Annotated in this window: 14 protein-coding genes, 1 tRNA gene, 3 rRNA genes and 1 other RNA gene; 1 reads left to right on the forward strand and 18 read right to left on the reverse strand. The window is 41.3% G+C overall.

All coding sequences use genetic code 11. The features are described 5' to 3' along the window. Positions 1–9: 9 nt before the first annotated feature. The 5 genes from SHYC_RS11045 to SHYC_RS11065 all read right to left on the reverse strand — a co-directional run bounded on the left by SHYC_RS11045 (position 10) and on the right by SHYC_RS11065 (position 4,356). Positions 10–813, reverse strand: a complete 804-nt coding sequence (locus SHYC_RS11045; RefSeq protein WP_039647138.1) for a PSP1 domain-containing protein — start codon at positions 811–813, stop codon at positions 10–12. 5 nt (positions 814–818) lie between these two features. Next, positions 819–1,748, reverse strand: coding sequence for a DNA polymerase III subunit delta' C-terminal domain-containing protein (locus SHYC_RS11050; protein ID WP_039647140.1), 930 nt, complete (start codon positions 1,746–1,748; stop codon positions 819–821). Positions 1,749–1,922: 174 nt separating this feature from the next. Continuing rightward, the gene (locus SHYC_RS11055) at positions 1,923–2,252 is read right to left on the reverse strand and encodes a cyclic-di-AMP receptor (protein ID WP_039647142.1); all 330 of its coding nucleotides are present in this window, start codon (positions 2,250–2,252) and stop codon (positions 1,923–1,925) included. A gap of 147 nt (positions 2,253–2,399) precedes the next feature. Continuing rightward, a complete protein-coding gene (gene tmk / locus SHYC_RS11060) occupies positions 2,400–3,014 on the reverse strand; it encodes a dTMP kinase (RefSeq protein ID WP_039647145.1) in 615 nt (204 codons plus the stop codon). Between the two features lies 1 nt (position 3,015). Next, positions 3,016–4,356: an aminotransferase class V-fold PLP-dependent enzyme gene (locus SHYC_RS11065; protein ID WP_039647147.1), complete on the reverse strand. Its 1,341-nt coding sequence runs from the start codon at positions 4,354–4,356 to the stop codon at positions 3,016–3,018. A 136-nt stretch (positions 4,357–4,492) separates the two neighbouring features. Between SHYC_RS11065 and SHYC_RS11070 the strand changes: the two genes are divergently transcribed. After that, positions 4,493–4,684 (forward strand): hypothetical protein, encoded by a 192-nt coding sequence (locus tag SHYC_RS11070; protein ID WP_039647149.1) that lies wholly within the window; start codon positions 4,493–4,495, stop codon positions 4,682–4,684. 79 nt (positions 4,685–4,763) lie between these two features. On the opposite strand, the gene rrf is transcribed toward SHYC_RS11070, so the two are convergent. The 13 genes from rrf to SHYC_RS11130 all read right to left on the reverse strand — a co-directional run bounded on the left by rrf (position 4,764) and on the right by SHYC_RS11130 (position 19,971). After that, positions 4,764–4,878, reverse strand: a 5S ribosomal RNA gene (gene rrf / locus SHYC_RS11075). 119 nt (positions 4,879–4,997) lie between these two features. Then, positions 4,998–7,924 (reverse strand): 23S ribosomal RNA (locus SHYC_RS11080). A gap of 377 nt (positions 7,925–8,301) precedes the next feature. After that, positions 8,302–9,853: ribosomal RNA gene (locus SHYC_RS11085) — 16S ribosomal RNA — on the reverse strand. Together the 16S, 23S and 5S rRNA genes form the textbook arrangement of a ribosomal RNA operon. A 542-nt stretch (positions 9,854–10,395) precedes the next feature. After that, positions 10,396–10,992: a recombination mediator RecR gene (gene recR / locus SHYC_RS11090; RefSeq protein WP_039647151.1), complete on the reverse strand. Its 597-nt coding sequence runs from the start codon at positions 10,990–10,992 to the stop codon at positions 10,396–10,398. Position 10,993: 1 nt separating this feature from the next. Continuing rightward, complete coding sequence (locus SHYC_RS11095; protein ID WP_037564914.1) at positions 10,994–11,314, reverse strand: YbaB/EbfC family nucleoid-associated protein; 321 nt, start codon at positions 11,312–11,314, stop codon at positions 10,994–10,996. A gap of 94 nt (positions 11,315–11,408) precedes the next feature. After that, positions 11,409–13,094 (reverse strand): DNA polymerase III subunit gamma/tau, encoded by a 1,686-nt coding sequence (gene dnaX / locus SHYC_RS11100; protein WP_039647153.1) that lies wholly within the window; start codon positions 13,092–13,094, stop codon positions 11,409–11,411. Positions 13,095–13,159: 65 nt separating this feature from the next. Next, positions 13,160–13,675, reverse strand: coding sequence for a GNAT family N-acetyltransferase (locus SHYC_RS11105; RefSeq protein ID WP_039647155.1), 516 nt, complete (start codon positions 13,673–13,675; stop codon positions 13,160–13,162). A 152-nt stretch (positions 13,676–13,827) separates the two neighbouring features. Continuing rightward, positions 13,828–14,097, reverse strand: an RNA gene (gene ffs, locus SHYC_RS12070) — signal recognition particle sRNA large type. A 94-nt stretch (positions 14,098–14,191) separates the two neighbouring features. Then, the gene (treR, locus tag SHYC_RS11110; RefSeq protein WP_039647157.1) at positions 14,192–14,917 is read right to left on the reverse strand and encodes a trehalose operon repressor; all 726 of its coding nucleotides are present in this window, start codon (positions 14,915–14,917) and stop codon (positions 14,192–14,194) included. Positions 14,918–14,932: 15 nt separating this feature from the next. Further along, positions 14,933–16,573, reverse strand: coding sequence for an alpha,alpha-phosphotrehalase (gene treC, locus SHYC_RS11115; RefSeq protein WP_039647159.1), 1,641 nt, complete (start codon positions 16,571–16,573; stop codon positions 14,933–14,935). Positions 16,574–16,591: 18 nt separating this feature from the next. Then, positions 16,592–18,028 (reverse strand): PTS system trehalose-specific EIIBC component, encoded by a 1,437-nt coding sequence (treP, locus tag SHYC_RS11120; protein ID WP_039647161.1) that lies wholly within the window; start codon positions 18,026–18,028, stop codon positions 16,592–16,594. A gap of 326 nt (positions 18,029–18,354) precedes the next feature. Next, positions 18,355–18,447 (reverse strand) — tRNA-Ser (locus tag SHYC_RS11125). A 66-nt stretch (positions 18,448–18,513) separates the two neighbouring features. Next, positions 18,514–19,971 (reverse strand): glutamate synthase subunit beta, encoded by a 1,458-nt coding sequence (locus SHYC_RS11130; protein ID WP_039647163.1) that lies wholly within the window; start codon positions 19,969–19,971, stop codon positions 18,514–18,516. Between the last annotated feature and the right edge of the window lie 4 nt (positions 19,972–19,975).

A 19,975-nucleotide genomic window follows, 5' to 3' on the forward strand; every position in this document is an offset into this window, starting at 1 on the left:
ACCTCCTCCTTAATTCATCGTTTTTAATTCTTCAAGATGATATTCTAACGTTTGTTCGAAGCCTTCTACTTTAACGTGCATCGTGACATTAATAACATTTAGACTCACGACTTCACCACGTCCTTCTGGGGTATCGATAACTTCACCTACATCCGGCAGTTGTTCACGCGCCGCTTCATACATGTCGTCTTCATATTTAAGACAACACATTAATCGGCCACATGCACCTGAAATTTTAGATGGATTCAACGATAAGTTTTGATCTTTCGCCATTTTGATAGACACAGGTTCAAAATCACCTAAAAACGTCGAACAACATAATGAGCGGCCACATGGGCCAATACCACCTAAAAGCTTGGCTTCATCACGCACACCTATTTGTCGCAGTTCAATACGCGTTTTTAATTTTTGTGCGAGTAAACGTACTAATTTACGGAAATCAATACGTTCATCAGCAGTGAAGTTAAAAATCACTTTAGACCGGTCTAACGTATATTCACAATTGACCAATCGCATATCCAACGCTAAATCAGCAACATATGCTTTACATAAGGCTAATGCTTCGTCAGCAGCGATATCATTTGCTTCTTGCGCGCACACATCTTCTTCAGTCGCCACACGCACAACAGGTTTTAATGGCTGTGCCACATCTTCCCCATTAATCGTTTTCGGTGCATGCTTGACTATTCCCAATTCATAACCACGTTGTGATTCCACAACAACGGCTGTACCTTCAGCCAACTCATCTTGACATGGTGCGTAATATTCAAGGGTATTGGATTTTTTAAAATAAACACCTACAACAATGCACATGTGCATCACCCCTTTACTTTAATTGCAATTTGCTCAAATACAAGCGTAGGATTTACGTTTTGATTGAGTTTTTTATGTGCTTCTGTTATTTGTTCAATGATGTAGGTTAAATGACGATAACTTAACTGTTGTACACGTGTTTCATAATATGACTGTAACTCTGAAAATGTAATGCGAGACGTCATTCCTGATTTGATGTACATTAAATCTTGAAAATATGCATTAATTCCCGCCAAAGTAAGCAATTGAAGGCGACGATTTTTCGCATGTTTCAATAACTCTACAATGCCGATAAGCGCCATGTCACGTTGCTTGAGTAAACGGTCACACCATTGTAAAGTCTGCTTTCGTAATTGTATTAAATCATTGTCTTCGTTCAACTGGCGCGCCTCTTCAAATTGTGTAGTGTACGTACTGATAAACTCTGCCACTGGTTTAGATACCCCCTCATGTTCAACGAGACGTTCAATAAACGTGTGACGATGCATCGGTTTAAAATAGACATGTTGGCACCTTGAATGAATCGTATCTAAAATTTGTTCAGGTTTAGAAGAAATAAGTATGGCAATTGTATTGGAAGGGGGTTCCTCTAAAAATTTTAAAATACTGTTTTCACCTTGTACGGTTAAACGTTCAAAATCTTGTATGATATATACTTTAAAGTCACTTTCTATTGGCAATTGATTCATGTGATGGACAAGTTGCTCGATGCGTGCTTTTTTAATGGTTGTCTCATCAGTTTTAACATAATGAAAATCCGGGTGATTGTGCGCCTCTATTTTAGCTTTACATTGGCCATTGTCTTGACACAAAATATGCGACGCAAACGTCACTGCCGTTGTGATCATCGTTTCTAAATCGTCACCTTCGAATAAATACGCGTGAGAAAGCTTTTGATTAGAATACGCTTTAAGTAATTGCTCAATTTCCTTCATGTCACGACTCCTTTATCTCCCTATCCTGATGATTGAATTAGATTTTTAATTTATTCTATACACAACACTCATATTCAGTCATCACCGACAGTTGTGTATTTAAAGAAAAAAGGTTGGACAGTCGTATACACTGCCATAAAGACCCGCATACGCTACCACAACCTTCGTTATCATCTAAAATTGGTGAAACGATTCGACTGGCATTACAAAAACGGTTGCCCCGCCAACTTCTACTTCAACTGGGTAAGGAATGTACGAATCCGCACTCCCTCCCATCGGTGTAATTGGAGAAACCAATTGCTCGCGGTTTCCACATGTTTGACTAATTACTTCAAGGATATCGTTTACACGATTGTCATCAACACCACTTAAAAATGTCGTGTTACCTGCGCGTAAAAAACCACCCGTTGAAGCAAGTTTTGTTGCTCTGAAATTATTTTCGACAAGTCGGTCAGAGAGTTCTTGACTGTCTTGGTCTTGAACAATTGCAATTATCATTTTCATAGTCTCATGCACCTCTTGAACATTATTATATCATATGTCACTTCATCACTCATGGCTGAATCATAAAATTCAAATTAATGTGTCATTTCATTATAAACGATTTTGATCTCTTAAAACATGTTCCATTATGTCATACATTGTCACCACTTATTGTACGAAACGACGCTTAATCGCGGCAATCACATCTTGTACGACTGCATCCACGGGCTGCGCCGCATCTATAATTTCATAGCGCTCTGGATCGTCTTTTATTAATTGTTGGTAACCTTCTATGACACGTGTGTGAAACGCTTCATCTTCTTTATCCAAACGATTTTGAGCACGTTGATTTTGTAAAATACGCGCGCGCCCAACTTCTGCAGGAATATCTAAATATAATGTTAAATCAGGGTAATGCCCTTCAATCGCAAAATCATTAATTGTTTGTATAGCATTGACTCCAATGTTTCGAGCATAGCCTTGATAAGCAAGTGAACTATCGATAAAACGATCGCAAATCACATTGATTCCTTTATTAAGCGCTGGTAATACTTTTTCTACGAGATGTTCTCTACGTGCTGCCGCAAATAATAACGCTTCTGTTCGAGCATCCATCGTATCGCCTTCTAGTAAGATATTACGAATGGCTTCAGCAGTTTTAACACCGCCTGGTTCGCGCGTGGCAATCACGTCGTAATCTTTAGAAAGATATTCGACAACTGCTTTCAATACCGTTGTCTTACCTGATCCTTCAGGTCCTTCTATCGTAATAAATAATGCCATATTAGTCATCCTTCACTTTAATTTTGCCTTCAGTAAGACCTTCAACTCGAAGACCTTTTTCAACCCAATAGTCAATTAATTTTATCATAGATGCAGTCACTTTTTCGCCCTTCAATAACGTTGGAATACCTGGCGGATATAAAATGAGATGTTTCGCTAAAATCGTATCTTCTGCTAAGTGATAGGAAACCTCACGTGTATGCTCAAATGAATCTGGCACATAATCACCCTCACCCGTATATAACAACTGTGGCACATCGTTATTATGACGCGTTTGATTTGGTACATGAAGTTGTTGAATGCGTGCTAATAAGTCATCTAACGGGAACGTATCATCCGAATGCCACAATGGTAGTATCCACAACACATGATTCTCATCTGCAAGTTCTACATAAATATGTAAAGCTTCCATGAGTTGTTGGAGTTCATAACCCGTTAATGCTGGATGATAAACTAAAATTTTCAATGGATCGTCTACCAATGTCACTTCTAATTGTTTTTCTTGTAGCGCTTGAATCACTTCTACACGACGTTCAAAAAAATAGTCACTTTCATAGGATTGATAAAAATAGTTTGCTGACTCTAAACTCGCCATGAGTAAATACGACGGGCTTGACGATTGAAAAGTTTGTAAGAGATTTATCACAGCGTCACGTTGAGGCGCTTTTTTGTGAACATATAGTACTGAGCTCATTGTTAAACTCGGTAATGTTTTATGGAAAGACTGCACCACATAATCCGCCCCAAAATTTAAAGTAGACTTTGGAAAGCCTTGAATATCAAAATGCGCGCCATGCGCTTCATCAACAAGAACGGGAACATTCGAGTCGTGAAACTGTTGTATCACAGATTGAGCATCAAACGTTTGACCATAGTAATTGGGATAGGTGATTACCCCTAACTTTCCTTGATTCAAATATGTTTGACGAATCACTGGTTCCACATATTGAAGTGTTTCATTATCGACTTTAGTAGGCAAGATTTTGGCGTGTTGATGTCCTAAATCTAACGCATTAAATACAGATTTATGTACATTACGCGACATGATTACATTACCCGACACATAATGAAATGCATGAATCACCGCTAAAATGCCACTCGTTGTACCATTTACGAGATAAAACGCATCATAGTCAGCATGACGTGTGAGCGTATTCATACTTTCCTTTAAAACACCTTCCGCATGATGTAAGTCATCAAACCCTGTAATTTCGGTGACATCAAATTGACTGTTCACATTTGGCAAATTACCAATTGTCCCGTTTTTATGCCCCGGGACATGCATCGATATTGGTGTGTGTGTTGCCCATTCTTCCAAACACTTATTCAAAGGTCCTTTCATCACTATCTACCTCTTCCATCATTTAATTTAATCCTATCACGCTACACCGCTTTCCTATGTATGAATACTCGACAATTTAATCAATATACTTTAAAAACACGCACATATGTTCTATAATACGAACGAGGTGAAAAACATGGACATTCATTTAGATTGGAATAAAGCATTTCAAGAATTCCAAGACATTTTAAATTCAGGTATTCATCCCCAATGGTTATATGCTGCAACAACAAATTTAATTTTAGAACCTGCTTATACAGGACAAGGGAAGCAATTTTTTTATACTAAAGATATTATAAACGCTAGCGAACGCATGCCATTTTTTTAAACTTTAGACATACGACTGTCAACTTTTATATCTTGATAAACAAAAAACCCCAAGCACATATTGTACTTGGGGTCCATTTGCTTGGCAACGTCCTACTCTCGCGGAACGTAAGTCCGACTACCATCGGCGCTAAAGAGCTTAACTTCTGTGTTCGGCATGGGAACAGGTGTGGCCTCTTTGCTATTGTCACCAAACAATGTTTTACTTCGTGTCAAACGTTCGCATTCGAACATGTCACTTCGTAAAATGAATGATTATACATTCAAAACTAGATAGTAAGTATTATTTCACAAGCATCACCTTATGAACTAAATTGATTAAGTCTTCGATCGATTAGTATTCGTCAGCTCCACGTATCGCTACGCTTCCACCTCGAACCTATTAACCTCATCATCTTTGAGGGATCTTATAACCGAAGTTGGGAAATCTCATCTTGAGGGGGGCTTCATGCTTAGATGCTTTCAGCACTTATCCCGTCCATACATAGCTACCCAGCTATGCCGTTGGCACGACAACTGGTACACCAGAGGTATGTCCATCCCGGTCCTCTCGTACTAAGGACAGCTCCTCTCAAATTTCCTACGCCCACGACGGATAGGGACCGAACTGTCTCACGACGTTCTGAACCCAGCTCGCGTACCGCTTTAATGGGCGAACAGCCCAACCCTTGGGACCGACTACAGCCCCAGGATGCGATGAGCCGACATCGAGGTGCCAAACCTCCCCGTCGATGTGAACTCTTGGGGGAGATAAGCCTGTTATCCCCGGGGTAGCTTTTATCCGTTGAGCGATGGCCCTTCCATGCGGAACCACCGGATCACTAAGTCCGTCTTTCGACCCTGCTCGACTTGTAGGTCTCGCAGTCAAGCTCCCTTATGCCTTTACACTCTATGAATGATTTCCAACCATTCTGAGGGAACCTTTGAGCGCCTCCGTTACTCTTTAGGAGGCGACCGCCCCAGTCAAACTGCCCGCCTGACACTGTCTCCCAACTCGATAAGAGTTGCGGGTTAGAAATCCAATACAATTAGGGTAGTATCCCACCAATGCCTCCACGTAAGCTAGCGCTCACGCTTCTAAGGCTCCTACCTATCCTGTACAAACTGTACCGAATTTCAATATCAGGCTACAGTAAAGCTCCACGGGGTCTTTCCGTCCTGTCGCGGGTAACCGGCATCTTCACCGGTACTATGATTTCACCGAGTCTCTCGTTGAGACAGTGCCCAAATCGTTACGCCTTTCGTGCGGGTCGGAACTTACCCGACAAGGAATTTCGCTACCTTAGGACCGTTATAGTTACGGCCGCCGTTTACTGGGGCTTCGATTCGTAGCTTCGCTAATGCTAACCACTCCTCTTAACCTTCCAGCACCGGGCAGGCGTCAGCCCCTATACGTCACCTTACGGTTTAGCAGAGACCTGTGTTTTTGATAAACAGTCGCTTGGGCCTATTCACTGCGGCTCTTCGAAGCGTGAACCTCAAAGAGCACCCCTTCTCCCGAAGTTACGGGGTCATTTTGCCGAGTTCCTTAACGAGAGTTCGCTCGCTCACCTTAGAATTCTCATCTTGACTACCTGTGTCGGTTTGCGGTACGGGCACCAATCTTCTAGCTAGAGGCTTTTCTTGGCAGTGTGAAATCAACGACTCGAAGAAAACATGTTTCTTCTCCCCATCACAGCTTGACCTTAATGAGTGCCGGATTTGCCTAACACTCAGTCTTACTGCTTAGACGTGCACTCCAACAGCACGCTTCGCCTATCCTACTGCGTCCCCCCATCGCTTAAAACGAATCATGGTGGTACAGGAATATCAACCTGTTATCCATCGCCTACGCCTGTCGGCCTCAGCTTAGGACCCGACTAACCCAGAGCGGACGAGCCTTCCTCTGGAAACCTTAGTCAATCGGTGGACGGGATTCTCACCCGTCTTTCGCTACTCACACCGGCATTCTCACTTCTAAGCGCTCCACATGTCCTTGCGATCATGCTTCAACGCCCTTAGAACGCTCTCCTACCATTGTCCTAAAGGACAATCCACAGCTTCGGTAATATGTTTAGCCCCGGTACATTTTCGGCGCAGTGTCACTCGACTAGTGAGCTATTACGCACTCTTTAAATGATGGCTGCTTCTAAGCCAACATCCTAGTTGTCTGGGCAACGCCACATCCTTTTCCACTTAACATATATTTTGGGACCTTAGCTGGTGGTCTGGGCTGTTTCCCTTTCGAACACGGACCTTATCACCCATGTTCTGACTCCCAAGTTAAATTATTTGGCATTCGGAGTTTGTCTGAATTCGGTAACCCGAGAGGGGCCCCTCGTCCAAACAGTGCTCTACCTCCAATAATCATCACTTGAGGCTAGCCCTAAAGCTATTTCGGAGAGAACCAGCTATCTCCAAGTTCGATTGGAATTTCTCCGCTACCCTCAGTTCATCCGCTCACTTTTCAACGTAAGTCGGTTCGGTCCTCCATTCAGTGTTACCTGAACTTCAACCTGACCAAGGGTAGATCACCTGGTTTCGGGTCTACGACCAAATACTCATTCGCCCTATTCAGACTCGCTTTCGCTACGGCTCCACATTTTCTGCTTAACCTTGCATCAGATCGTAACTCGCCGGTTCATTCTACAAAAGGCACGCCATCACCCATTAACGGGCTCTGACTACTTGTAAGCACACGGTTTCAAGTTCTCTTTCACTCCCCTTCCGGGGTACTTTTCACCTTTCCCTCACGGTACTGGTTCACTATCGGTCACTAGAGAGTATTTAGCCTTGGGAGATGGTCCTCCCAGATTCCGACGGAATTTCACGTGCTCCGCCGTACTCAGGATCCACTCAGGAGGGTATACGTTTTCGACTACAGGATTATTACCTTCTATGATTAACCTTTCCAGGTTATTCGTCTAACATATTCCTTTGTAACTCCGTACAGAGTGTCCTACAACCCCAACAAGCAAGCTTGTTGGTTTGGGCTCTTCCCGTTTCGCTCGCCGCTACTCAGGGAATCGATTTTTCTTTCTCTTCCTCCGGGTACTAAGATGTTTCAGTTCTCCGGGTCTACCTTCTCACATGCTATGTATTCACATGCGGATAACACGACATAACTCGTGCTGGGTTCCCCCATTCGGAAATCTCTGGATCACAGCTTACTTACAGCTCCCCAAAGCATATCGTCGTTAGTAACGTCCTTCATCGGCTTCTAGTGCCAAGGCATCCACCGTGCGCCCTTAATAACTTAATCTTTATGATGTTTTGGCAATCGTTTGCATTCGGCTTCATCGCGGCACAAATCACTCAGTTGCTTACGGAAGTAAGCGCCTTCGCTCTTGTTTGCGATTCATAGACTGACAAACGTTTTCAAAACATCTGTCATCCGAAGTAAACATTAACCAACATCCACCAGTTATTAATTATTGTGAGTCGTCTGTCGACGACTAGCGATAATTTTTTGTTTCAAGCTTTTCGCTTGTCACTCGGTTTTGCTTGGTAAAATCTATACTTACTTATCTAGTTTTCAATGTACAATGTTGAATCCTCAAAATGAGCATTCAAAACTGAATACAATATGTCTTCGTTATTCCGTATCGCCTAAGGCGATATTCCGTATATTATCCTTAGAAAGGAGGTGATCCAGCCGCACCTTCCGATACGGCTACCTTGTTACGACTTCACCCCAATCATTTGTCCCACCTTCGACGGCTAGCTCCAAAATGGTTACTCCACCGGCTTCGGGTGTTACAAACTCTCGTGGTGTGACGGGCGGTGTGTACAAGACCCGGGAACGTATTCACCGTAGCATGCTGATCTACGATTACTAGCGATTCCAGCTTCATGTAGTCGAGTTGCAGACTACAATCCGAACTGAGAACAACTTTATGGGATTTGCTTGACCTCGCGGTTTTGCTGCCCTTTGTATTGTCCATTGTAGCACGTGTGTAGCCCAAATCATAAGGGGCATGATGATTTGACGTCATCCCCACCTTCCTCCGGTTTGTCACCGGCAGTCAACTTAGAGTGCCCAACTTAATGATGGCAACTAAGCTTAAGGGTTGCGCTCGTTGCGGGACTTAACCCAACATCTCACGACACGAGCTGACGACAACCATGCACCACCTGTCATTTTGTCCTCCGAAGAGGAAAACTCTATCTCTAGAGCGATCAAAAGATGTCAAGATTTGGTAAGGTTCTTCGCGTTGCTTCGAATTAAACCACATGCTCCACCGCTTGTGCGGGTCCCCGTCAATTCCTTTGAGTTTCAGTCTTGCGACCGTACTCCCCAGGCGGAGTGCTTAATGCGTTAGCTGCAGCACTAAGGGGCGGAAACCCCCTAACACTTAGCACTCATCGTTTACGGCGTGGACTACCAGGGTATCTAATCCTGTTTGATCCCCACGCTTTCGCACCTCAGCGTCAGTTACAGACCAGAAAGCCGCCTTCGCCACTGGTGTTCCTCCATATCTCTGCGCATTTCACCGCTACACATGGAATTCCACTTTCCTCTTCTGCACTCAAGTTTTCCAGTTTCCAATGACCCTCCACGGTTGAGCCGTGGGCTTTCACATCAGACTTAAAAAACCGCCTACGCGCGCTTTACGCCCAATAATTCCGGATAACGCTTGCCACCTACGTATTACCGCGGCTGCTGGCACGTAGTTAGCCGTGGCTTTCTGGTTAGGTACCGTCAAGATGTGCACAGTTACTTACACATATGTTCTTCCCTAACAACAGAGCTTTACGATCCGAAGACCTTCATCACTCACGCGGCGTTGCTCCGTCAGGCTTTCGCCCATTGCGGAAGATTCCCTACTGCTGCCTCCCGTAGGAGTCTGGACCGTGTCTCAGTTCCAGTGTGGCCGATCACCCTCTCAGGTCGGCTACGTATCGTCGCCTTGGTAAGCCGTTACCTTACCAACTAGCTAATACGGCGCGGGTCCATCTATAAGTGACAGCAAGACCGTCTTTCACTGTTGAACCATGCGGTTCAACATGTTATCCGGCATTAGCCCCGGTTTCCCGGAGTTATTCCAGTCTTATAGGTAGGTTACCCACGTGTTACTCACCCGTCCGCCGCTAACGTCAAAGGAGCAAGCTCCTCATCTGTTCGCTCGACTTGCATGTATTAGGCACGCCGCCAGCGTTCATCCTGAGCCAGGATCAAACTCTCCATAAAAGAAGTAAGCTTGATATAGCTCATTGATTGCTTAAGCCAATCACTCTTAAAAGTACGTTACGTACTCAAAATTATTGGAATTAACGTTGACATATTGTCATTCAGTTTTCAATGTTCATGCGTCGTTTTCTTTCGACTCGACAAGAATTGATTATACACACTTTCGATTCTCAAGTCAACAACTTTTTGAAATTATTTTTTAGATGTGTTTCGCAATCACTTTTGTGCCGCTCAACAAGATATAACTATACAGGCATTCGCCGATATGCACAACACTAAAAATTACACTCTATACCACTTTTTGAAAACAAAACACCTGTTTTACAATTTTTATTGAACAAAACGGAATTGATCCCTAGCAGCATTAGTAATCAAAAAAACAGCACCATTCATAAGTACATGAACGGTGTTGATTTTTTGTTCTTTATTTATATAGTCTTTATGACGGGAATGATAATGATTCAAAATATCGTTTTGATTGATTCATTACCCGAGACTTTAGAATCGTTATGCTGAAACCGAAAAGCCATTTTGATGTACATCTACATTTCAGTCCTGCCAGAAATGGCTTTAGATAAAGTCACTTCATCTGCATACTCTAGATCACCGCCTACTGAAAGGCCTTGCGCTAAGCGCGTGACACGAATGCCCAGAGGTTTTACCAATCTAGAAATATACATAGATGTAGATTCACCCTCAAGATTCGGGTTCATCGCTAAGATCAATTCTTGCACTTCTTCATCTTTCAAACGTTCAATGAGTGCTGGAATATTAATATCTTCTGGCCCAATACCGTCCATTGGAGAAATGGTTCCATGCAAAACATGATATAACCCTTTATATTCTTTCATTTTTTCCATCGCAATCACATCTTTATCATCTTCTACAACACATATGATTGAGCGATCACGTTGTTTGTCTTCACAAATATAACATGGGTCTTGTTCTGTAATATGCCCACATGTACTACAATAAGTTAGTTCACGTTTCACATCCACGAGTGCCTTTGCGAATTGTACGACGTCATCTTCTTTCATATCTAATACATGAAAAGCCAGACGTTGCGCCGTTTTCGGGCCAATGCCTGGCAATTTCATGAAACTGTCAATCAGTTTAGAAATAGGTGCTGGATAATGCATCTTACATCATTCCTGGAATGTTAAGACCTTTAGTGTGTTTACCTAAACGTTCAGCTGTTAAATCATCTGCCTTGGACATCGCTTCATTTGTAGCAGCTAATACTAAGTCTTGTAACATTTCTACATCTTCTGGATCTACAACTTCTTCGTTGATTTGTACATCTACAACTTCTTTATGGCCGGAGACGATGACTTTCACCATGCCACCACCAGCTGTACCTTCAACTTTTTCTTCTTTTAATTTCTCTTGTTCATCTGCCATTTTCTTTTGCATTTTTTGCATTTGTTTCATCATTTGTTGCATATTTCCGCCACCGCGCATAATCTTCTTCCTCCTCAAAATACTTCATTCATTTAATAGAGGGTCACACCCCTCTTAGATTCGTTTACAATTATACATACCTTTCAAACAATTGTCATGTTTCGTCTTCGATAATGTGAACCGTATCTTCTCCAAATAAGTCTTTAGCCTTTTGGACAACATTGTCTTTTGGTGCTTGTGATGTCGCTTGTTGGGCTTTACCGTGTTTACGTTGATCAAGGTAATCACTTCGCACTTGCATCCATTTGTCCGCTGGAACTCCTACGACTTCAACAGACTTATTGATGATGTCTTGAACGACATTCTCAATACTTTCTTTCTTTTCATTATCTTTTTTCAAAATTTCACAATGAATCTCTTCTTCAAATTTTACAAGCACTTTATCTTCACTTGCCGCAACAGGTTCCGAATTTTGCAATAAGCTCACCAACGACTTTTGATCGCGATCTTTTGCATATTGAATCACATCTGCCCAACGTTCTTTAATACGCGCAATATCTTCTTTATTCGCTCTATCTAATACTTTCGCAATTTGTTCTACAGAATATGTGGAACTTCCACCGCGTCGCTTCGTCTGTTTCGGTTTAGAAGAAGTATTTTGAACCGAGATACCTTGTGATTTCAATGTACGCAGTTCAGCTTCTAAAGCTTCCATACGTCTTACCATAGCATCATTACTTTCAGAGGGCGCATGATTAACCACTACATCACCTGTTTGCGTCACTTCTTTAATCATTTCAGATAGCTTCACAAGCAATACTTCAAAATGGACGTTTTGGTTAACACTAAAACGAATGGACACTAACGTGTCGTTAACAATATCTATCATTTTATACAACACTTCTAGATCGAATTGCACGAGCGCATCAAAAGTAGGCGTGTCGCCCGTAGTTTTAATCATAATGGTATCACGAATGAAGTAAATCATATCGTTTATGAGACGATTGACTTCTTTACCTTCACTAACGAAGCTGTGATAACGTTCAAACGCCGCATGAACGTCACCCTGAACTACATCATTAAATAACGCATTTAAGTCTGATTCATCTAAACTCCCTGTCACATCTAATGCATCTTTTAGTGTCAAACGGTCGTCCCCAAAGGCAATGGCTTGATCCATAATACTTAATGCATCACGCATACCTCCTTCAGACACTTTCGCGATAAATGCTAATGCATCATGGTCATAAGCAATACTTTGTGACTCCGCGACATATTGTAGGCGTTCAACAATACTATCGGTATTAATAGCTTTGAAATCAAATCGTTGTGCACGCGAAATAATTGTAGGGGGTATTTTATGAGGCTCCGTTGTCGCCAAAATAAAAATGGCGTGTGCTGGCGGTTCTTCTAACGTTTTTAATAACGCATTAAACGCCCCTGTTGTTAGCATGTGTACCTCGTCAATGATGTACACTTTATATTTAGATTGGCTCGGTGCATATTTGACTTTATCACGAATGTTACGAATCTCATCTACACCATTATTACTTGCCGCATCGATTTCTATTACATCTGAATTCGTCCCTTGTGTAATACTCACACAACTTGCACATTCATTACATGGTTCACCATCAGAACGGGCCTCGCAATTCATCGCTTTCGCGAATATTTTAGCGATACTCGTTTTACCAGTGCCTCTCGGTCCACTAAAAATATAAGCATGTGACTGTTTTTCTTTTGCGATGGCATTCTTCAATGTTTTTGTGACATGCGTTTGACCCACAACATCTTCAAAACTTTGCGGTCTAAACATTCGGTACAACGCTTGATAATTCACTATGGCACCTCCGTTTTTACAATAGTCTCATTATAGCATGTTCACTTTAAATTGTATGTCCAAACTCAATCGAAAATTGAAGAGACATACGTCACCTTTCCATAGGGCGGACGTTCTAACGCGTCCCATAAAAATTTGACGAGCGTTTGTGTTTGAAAATCTTCATCTGTGTGTGTAATGCCATGTTGTGAGGACAATTCATATCCCAATGGCACAAAATACGTTTGAGGTCCTACGACAATCATCGTTGTATACTCTAACTCTTGCGCACGTTCCTCTAATGCACGAACGAGCGCCTTCCCTAATCCCATTTGTCGGTACGTCTCTTTCACTGTTAAGGAAGCTAACATAAGCGCATCATAAACTTCTTCTTCATTTTTAATATGTATCGGCGTACACAAGGCATGCCCAATAATATCGCCCACTTCATCTTTTGCGATGACTTCGAGTTCAAAATGATATTCTGGCGCTAATCGTAATGTTTGCACACGTTCATATGCTTTATCGTTATACGCCTCTCGAATCACTTCAAGTGACGGTTCGTAATCATTTTCAGTTAACGTACTAATATATACAGACATTTCATCACTCCTTTCTTCCCATGTAATCATTACGCACATTATATCAAAATTACGTTTCTAACATGTATAAAAACTGCGAAAACTAAAAAGGGATTCCTCACACTGAGAAATCCCTATCATCTATACATTTAAATTAATATTCATTTATAAAACCGCGCACCTTTGTGTTGTATATGCATCATAAACGTTACCAAAGTCGATAGCTAAATCTCGGCTACCCCACGGCACATATGAGAATCCACTTAATGCTGCTTCCGTCAGGACCTGACATGGTTCATGGGTTCATATTGCATGGGACCGAAATCTTCAGACACCTCGTGCTTTGGGCAGACTTCACAAATACATATCCGCAACAAAGGAATTCAGCCTCGCATAAAGCGGTTTTCGAGAATAGGGAACCGCTACCTCCCCGCTTAGCACGGTAAAATTAATATTACTATATCCTACGTTGCAATTGCAAGTCCTAACTCACATTAACTATGACAAACCATTGAACAACGTGTATGTTCATTCATTTTAAATTTTATGACGGCGTGAAAAATCCATGAATTTAAATTCTGTCGCAATATGCTTTGAAATATTATATTGGAATTTCGTTGTATCTTTAAGGTGTACAATTCCCCGCACTGTCGCAGTATATTCTGGTGTCATCGCTCCAAAAGCCTCAAACTCTAATTGACTAAAGGGCTCAAAAGTGATGGACTTACTCGAAAAACTAATTTCAAATCCTTTTACGTTTTCAATGTAATCATAAAGTGACGCTTGGACAATGGATTCCGTTAAATCAGGAAACATATCGGCGCGTACAAAGTCTTCGTCGATAATTTTAGTGACTCCTTCAACTTGGCGAAAACGGATAAAATGCCAAAGCGGTGTGTCCGCTGAAATTTTCAGTGCTTGTTTGACATGTGGCACATCTCTTGCAACGATACGCTCAAACGAATGGATAACGGTTTGATGTTGTAAATTCATATATTTTTTCACTTCTTTAAAGCTCATTAAATCTGCAAACGGAAATTCTGTGACACCTTGATAAATGACGACAGATCCTTTTCCTCGAATCTTTTGAATCATCCCTTCAGATACGAGCATATTCAAACTTTTACGCACTGTTTCACGTGACACGTTGTAATTTTCCACCAATTGATGTTCTGAAGGCAATTGATCACCATATCGATAATCCCCTTCTAAGATTGCGCGTCGCATATTTTCGTAAATCAGTTTGAATTTGTTTTGTTTCATTGTCGTCTTCGCCTCTTATTCATTTTCTTTAGCAATCACAATCGCACTATAGCCACTGATGTTATTTTTATTTATCGTACCATTTTGCATCACAATATGACCATTTATATTTAAATCAGTCGGCATATCAACGGTCTCCTGTGTCATATTGGCAACCACTAGCCATGTTTCTCCCTTATAATGACGTTCATAAACAAAGAGGTACGGGTGATTCATGTATTTAGGAATGATGTTTCCGTAAGTGATAATATCATACTCGTGGCGTAAGCGAATCAGTTCACGATAGGTGTAAAAGATGGAATCTTTATCCGCTAAAGCCGCTTCAACATTAATTGTATCGTAATGACGTGCCACCTCAATCCACGGGGTACCTGACGTAAACCCTGCATGTGTCGTAGCATTCCATTGCATAGGCGTTCGCGAATTATCCCGCGATTTCTGCCCTAAAATCATCATGATGTCCCTTTCTGCCATCCCTTTATCTTTCATCATATGATATGCATTTAACGTCTCAACATCACGATATTGATCAATGGACGTAAAATGCGGGTTAGTCATACCAATTTCTTCACCTTGATAAATATATGGCGTCCCTTGTAGCAGATGTAGCACAATCGCAAGCGTTTTAGCACTTCTTAGACGTAACACCTCGTTTTCATCACTGCCAAAGCGGGAGACCACACGTGGTTGGTCATGATTGCACCAAAAAATCGCATTCCAACCACCTCCATCGTAAATACCACGTTGCCAAGCCATTAAAATCGATTTTAACTGGAGTAAATCAAATGGTTGATTCGTCCATTTTTCACCATCTTTATAATCCACTTTTAAATGATGAAAATTAAAGACGCTGCTTAATTCTTGACGGTCTTCACGTGTATACTGAATACAATGCGCTAATGTCGTTGAAGACATTTCCCCAACAGTCATTAATCCTTTATCACCAAATGTATGACGATTCAATTCATGTAAGTAATCATGCACACGCGGGCCATCTGTATAAAATTCTTTGCCAATCGCTTTAGAATCTGTAAATGTGTCTTTAGAAATTAAATTAATAACATCAAATCGAAAGCCATCCACACCTAAATCAATCCAATGATTTACAATATCAAACACTTCTTGACGCACTTGCGGGTTGTCCCAATTTAAATCCGCTTGCGTGACATCAAATAGATGCAAGTAATATTCATCAGACGCCGCATCGTATTCCCATGCATTCCCTCCGAATTTAGATTCCCAATTTGTAGGCGGTCCACCTTTTGAAGGTTTGAAAAAATAATAATCCCGATAAGGACTCGATTTAGACTTCAACGCTTCTTGAAACCATCGATGTTCCGTTGACGTATGATTGACAACTATATCCAACATGATTTTTAACTCTCGTGCATGCGCTTCTTGAATGAGTGTTTTCAAATCATCCTCGTCACCAAATTGTGCATTGATTTGATAATAATCTCGAATATCATAACCATTATCATTCATTGGTGAATCATAAATCGGTGTAAGCCATATATAATCAACGCCTAAATACGCTAGATAATCTAACTTTTCAATGATACCTTGTAAATCACCTTCACCATTTCCAGTTGTATCATTAAAAGACTTTACGTAAATTTGATACACAACTGATTTTTTCCAATCTCGTTGTACCAATGCTATCCCACCTTAAATTTAAAGATTGTCATCTACCATTTTTTTCGCCTTTTCACGACTAAATCGCGATAACAGAATTGTTAATATACACGGTACAATCATTGATATTAAAGTACCTACGATATATACACCCCAGAATTGTTGTTTGATGGACAAAATCGCAGGGACACCACCAACACCTACACTACCGATAACACCTGCTGCACCAATAAGCGCACCGACACACATAGATGTTAAAATTGCAGCAATAAACGGATATTTCAATGGTAAGTTTACACCAAACATCGCTGGTTCTGTCACACCCAAAAATCCTGAAATACCTGATGTTGCAGCCAAGCTTCGTTCCTTGTCGAGCTTACGTTTTTTATAAACATACCACGCACCAAATGCAGCAGAACCTTGTGCAATATTAGACATCGCAACAATTGGCCATAAATACGTGCCACCGATATTACTACCCATGAGTTGGAAATCTACTGCTAAAAACATATGGTGTAGACCTGTAATGACTAAAGGCGCATACAACAAACCATAAATGGCACCACCAAGCCATCCAGCGTTTTGGAATAAAAATGTAACTGCACCAGTAATGCCTTTACCAATGACCAAAGCGACTGGACCAATGATTAAAAAGGCTAAAAATCCCGTTACAAGTAAAGCGATTGGACCTACGACTAATAACTTGATTGAATCATGTACCACTTTGTTAAGCGCCTTTTCAATTTTGGCTAACACGTATGCAGCAAGTAAGACTGGTAACACTTGTCCTTGATAGTTAAGTTGTTCGATGTTCAAACCGAAAATGTGCCAAGTAGGTATCTTATCAACTTTCCCAATATCGTACTGAGAAAGTAATTGTGGATGCATTAATACGAGTCCAAGTACAAGACCTAATACAGGGTTTCCACCAAATACCCGCATCGCACTCCATCCTACAAGCGCAGGTAAGAAAATAAATGCCGTGGTTGCAATCACATTAATAATATTCGCAAAGTCTGCGATTTGTGGTACACGTTCGACGATAGACGGTGATTTGTTAATAAGCGGCATCGTTAATACGTTGTTAATGCCTAATAATAAACCCGCAGTGACAATCGCAGGCAAAATCGGAATAAAGATGTCTCCAAGCAATTTAATTAAACGTTGAATTGGATTCCCTTTTTTCGCAGCCATCGCTTTCGCTTCATCTTTTGACGCTTCTGTTGTTCCTGTTTCTTTAACCAAAATGTTATACGCCTCGTCGACAGTTCCTGGACCAATGACAATTTGGTATTGATTATCAGCTTTAAATTGCCCTTTCACAAGTGGATTTGCAGCTAATTTGTCTTTGTTTACTTTACTATCATCTTCTAATACTAAACGTAAGCGCGTCACACAATGCGTTGCGGTTTGTAAATTGTCCTTACCACCAATAGCATCGATAATGTCACGTACATCTGATACTTTTACAGCCATCCCATACACTCCCTATACTTTGACTTGTCTATACAAATTATATGTTGTATAGACAAGTTTTGTAAAGGCTTACATAATTCTTTATGCAAATGTCCATTACTACCACACAATGAATTCCCTTCGTATGAATAGCACCCTCGGTCATGACGCGCACACTCAATATGCTTTGACCACTAAAATTGTTACAATTAAATGATTTGACCCTCACCAGCTGGGTTATATTTAAACATCAATCACACATTTTTCTACAACGTAAAAAAGCCAAATGTTCAAATCGCGTTAAACATTTGGCTTTTATATCTATTAGTCTTGGATTTTACTTATAATGGCGGAGGAAGAGGGATTCGAACCCCCGCGAGCCGTTAAGCCCCTGTCGGTTTTCAAGACCGATCCCTTCAGCCGGACTTGGGTATTCCTCCGTGTTACGAGCACATAAAATATAATATTATAGCCCGCACACAATGTCAACAAAAATTTTACAAAAATTAAACAAAAGTTTTGCGTTTGAGATGTTCGTGAACAGAAACCGCGACTTCACGTCCTTCTTTAATCGCCCAAACAACTAAGCTTTGTCCTCGTCGTGCATCACCAGCCGCAAAATATTTATCCTGATTCGTTTTATAATCTTTCGTATCTGCCATAATCTTTTGACGATGCACTTTTAATCCCAATGCTTGTGTCACTTGAGATGTCACCCCTTCAAAACCAATTGCTAATAAAACAAGGTCCGCTGGGATTAAAATCTCACGGTCATCTCCTATGAGCGTGCCGTCCGCTTGGTCATGTTGCACTTGCGCATAAATTCCACGTACATGAAACATATCATCAATGTCAAATCGCATCGTTTGAATCCCATAAGCTCTTGGTTCCACCCCAAATTTCGCTTCATATTCTTGATGCGCATAATCTTTTTTCAAAATAGGCTCAGGAAAAGGCCAACTGTAATTCATAACGAAGCGCTCAGGCTTTTTAGCTTTACGATTAAATTGAACGACAGATTTACACCCATCACGCAACGCTGTGGCAACACAGTCCGCACCGGTATCGCCATCACCAATAACGACGACGTTTTTGTCTTTAGCCGAAATTGTTTGTGTTGTCGCCTCACCTAGCAGCAATTGTGTTTGTTCCGTTAAATAATCCATCGCAAAATGAATGCCTAAACCCATTCGCCCTTCTAAAGGTAAGTCCCGTGGTTTTTCAGCACCTGTACATACAACAATGGCATCATACGTACGATCTAATTCCTCTTTTGTCATATCCTTACCAATTTCTACATTACAATAAAAATGAATGCCCGCTTCTTTCATCAAATCAATACGTCGGAACACCACACTTTTATCTAATTTCATATTCGGTATCCCATACGTTAATAATCCACCTGGTTGCGCTTGTTTTTCAAATACATCTACTGTATATCCTAAAGCGTTTAACTCTTCAGCCGCGGCGAGTCCAGCTGGTCCGCTTCCGACAATCGCCACTTTTTGATTTAAACGCTCTTCTGGTAATCGCGGCTTCACCCAACCTTGTTCAAATGCCTCGTCAATAATCGTTCGCTCGATACCTTTAATTGCCACAGAATCACGATTGATTTTCATCACACATGACGCTTCACAAGGCGCAGGACACACATATCCCGTGAAATCAGGAAAATTATTCGTTTCGGACAAACGTTCATACGCTGTTTTAAAATCGCTCCGGTACACGAAATCATTCCATTCAGGAATATAATTACCCAACGGACAACCAAGTGTGTCACGCTCAATTTGAACACCTGTTTGACAAAAAGGTGTCCCACAATCCATACACCGTGCCCCTTGTTGTTGTGCGTCTTCATTAGTAAAGCGCCATTGATACGCATCAAAGTTCGCAATTCGGTCCGTCAAAGGCAACTCATCAAGCTTTCGTTTCGGATATTTCATAAACCCTTTAAATTCACCCATTATT

The sequence above is a fragment of the Staphylococcus hyicus genome, assembly GCF_000816085.1.
In the GTDB taxonomy this organism is placed as follows: Bacteria; Bacillota; Bacilli; order Staphylococcales; family Staphylococcaceae; genus Staphylococcus; species Staphylococcus hyicus.

Bases quoted from the DNA above. Each gene is read 5' to 3' on its own strand.
- SHYC_RS11045 (WP_039647138.1), bottom strand. From the start codon at position 813: ATGTGCATTGTTGTAGGTGTTTATTTTAAAAAATCCAATACCCTTGAA.
- SHYC_RS11050 (WP_039647140.1), bottom strand. From the start codon at position 1,748: ATGAAGGAAATTGAGCAATTACTTAAAGCGTATTCTAATCAAAAGCTT.
- SHYC_RS11055 (WP_039647142.1), bottom strand. From the start codon at position 2,252: ATGAAAATGATAATTGCAATTGTTCAAGACCAAGACAGTCAAGAACTC.
- tmk (WP_039647145.1), bottom strand. From the start codon at position 3,014: ATGGCATTATTTATTACGATAGAAGGACCTGAAGGATCAGGTAAGACA.
- SHYC_RS11065 (WP_039647147.1), bottom strand. From the start codon at position 4,356: ATGAAAGGACCTTTGAATAAGTGTTTGGAAGAATGGGCAACACACACA.
- SHYC_RS11070 (WP_039647149.1), top strand. From the start codon at position 4,493: ATGGACATTCATTTAGATTGGAATAAAGCATTTCAAGAATTCCAAGAC.
- recR (WP_039647151.1), bottom strand. From the start codon at position 10,992: ATGCATTATCCAGCACCTATTTCTAAACTGATTGACAGTTTCATGAAA.
- SHYC_RS11095 (WP_037564914.1), bottom strand. From the start codon at position 11,314: ATGCGCGGTGGCGGAAATATGCAACAAATGATGAAACAAATGCAAAAA.
- SHYC_RS11105 (WP_039647155.1), bottom strand. From the start codon at position 13,675: ATGTCTGTATATATTAGTACGTTAACTGAAAATGATTACGAACCGTCA.
- treR (WP_039647157.1), bottom strand. From the start codon at position 14,917: ATGAAACAAAACAAATTCAAACTGATTTACGAAAATATGCGACGCGCA.
- treP (WP_039647161.1), bottom strand. From the start codon at position 18,028: ATGGCTGTAAAAGTATCAGATGTACGTGACATTATCGATGCTATTGGT.
- SHYC_RS11130 (WP_039647163.1), bottom strand. From the start codon at position 19,971: ATGGGTGAATTTAAAGGGTTTATGAAATATCCGAAACGAAAGCTTGAT.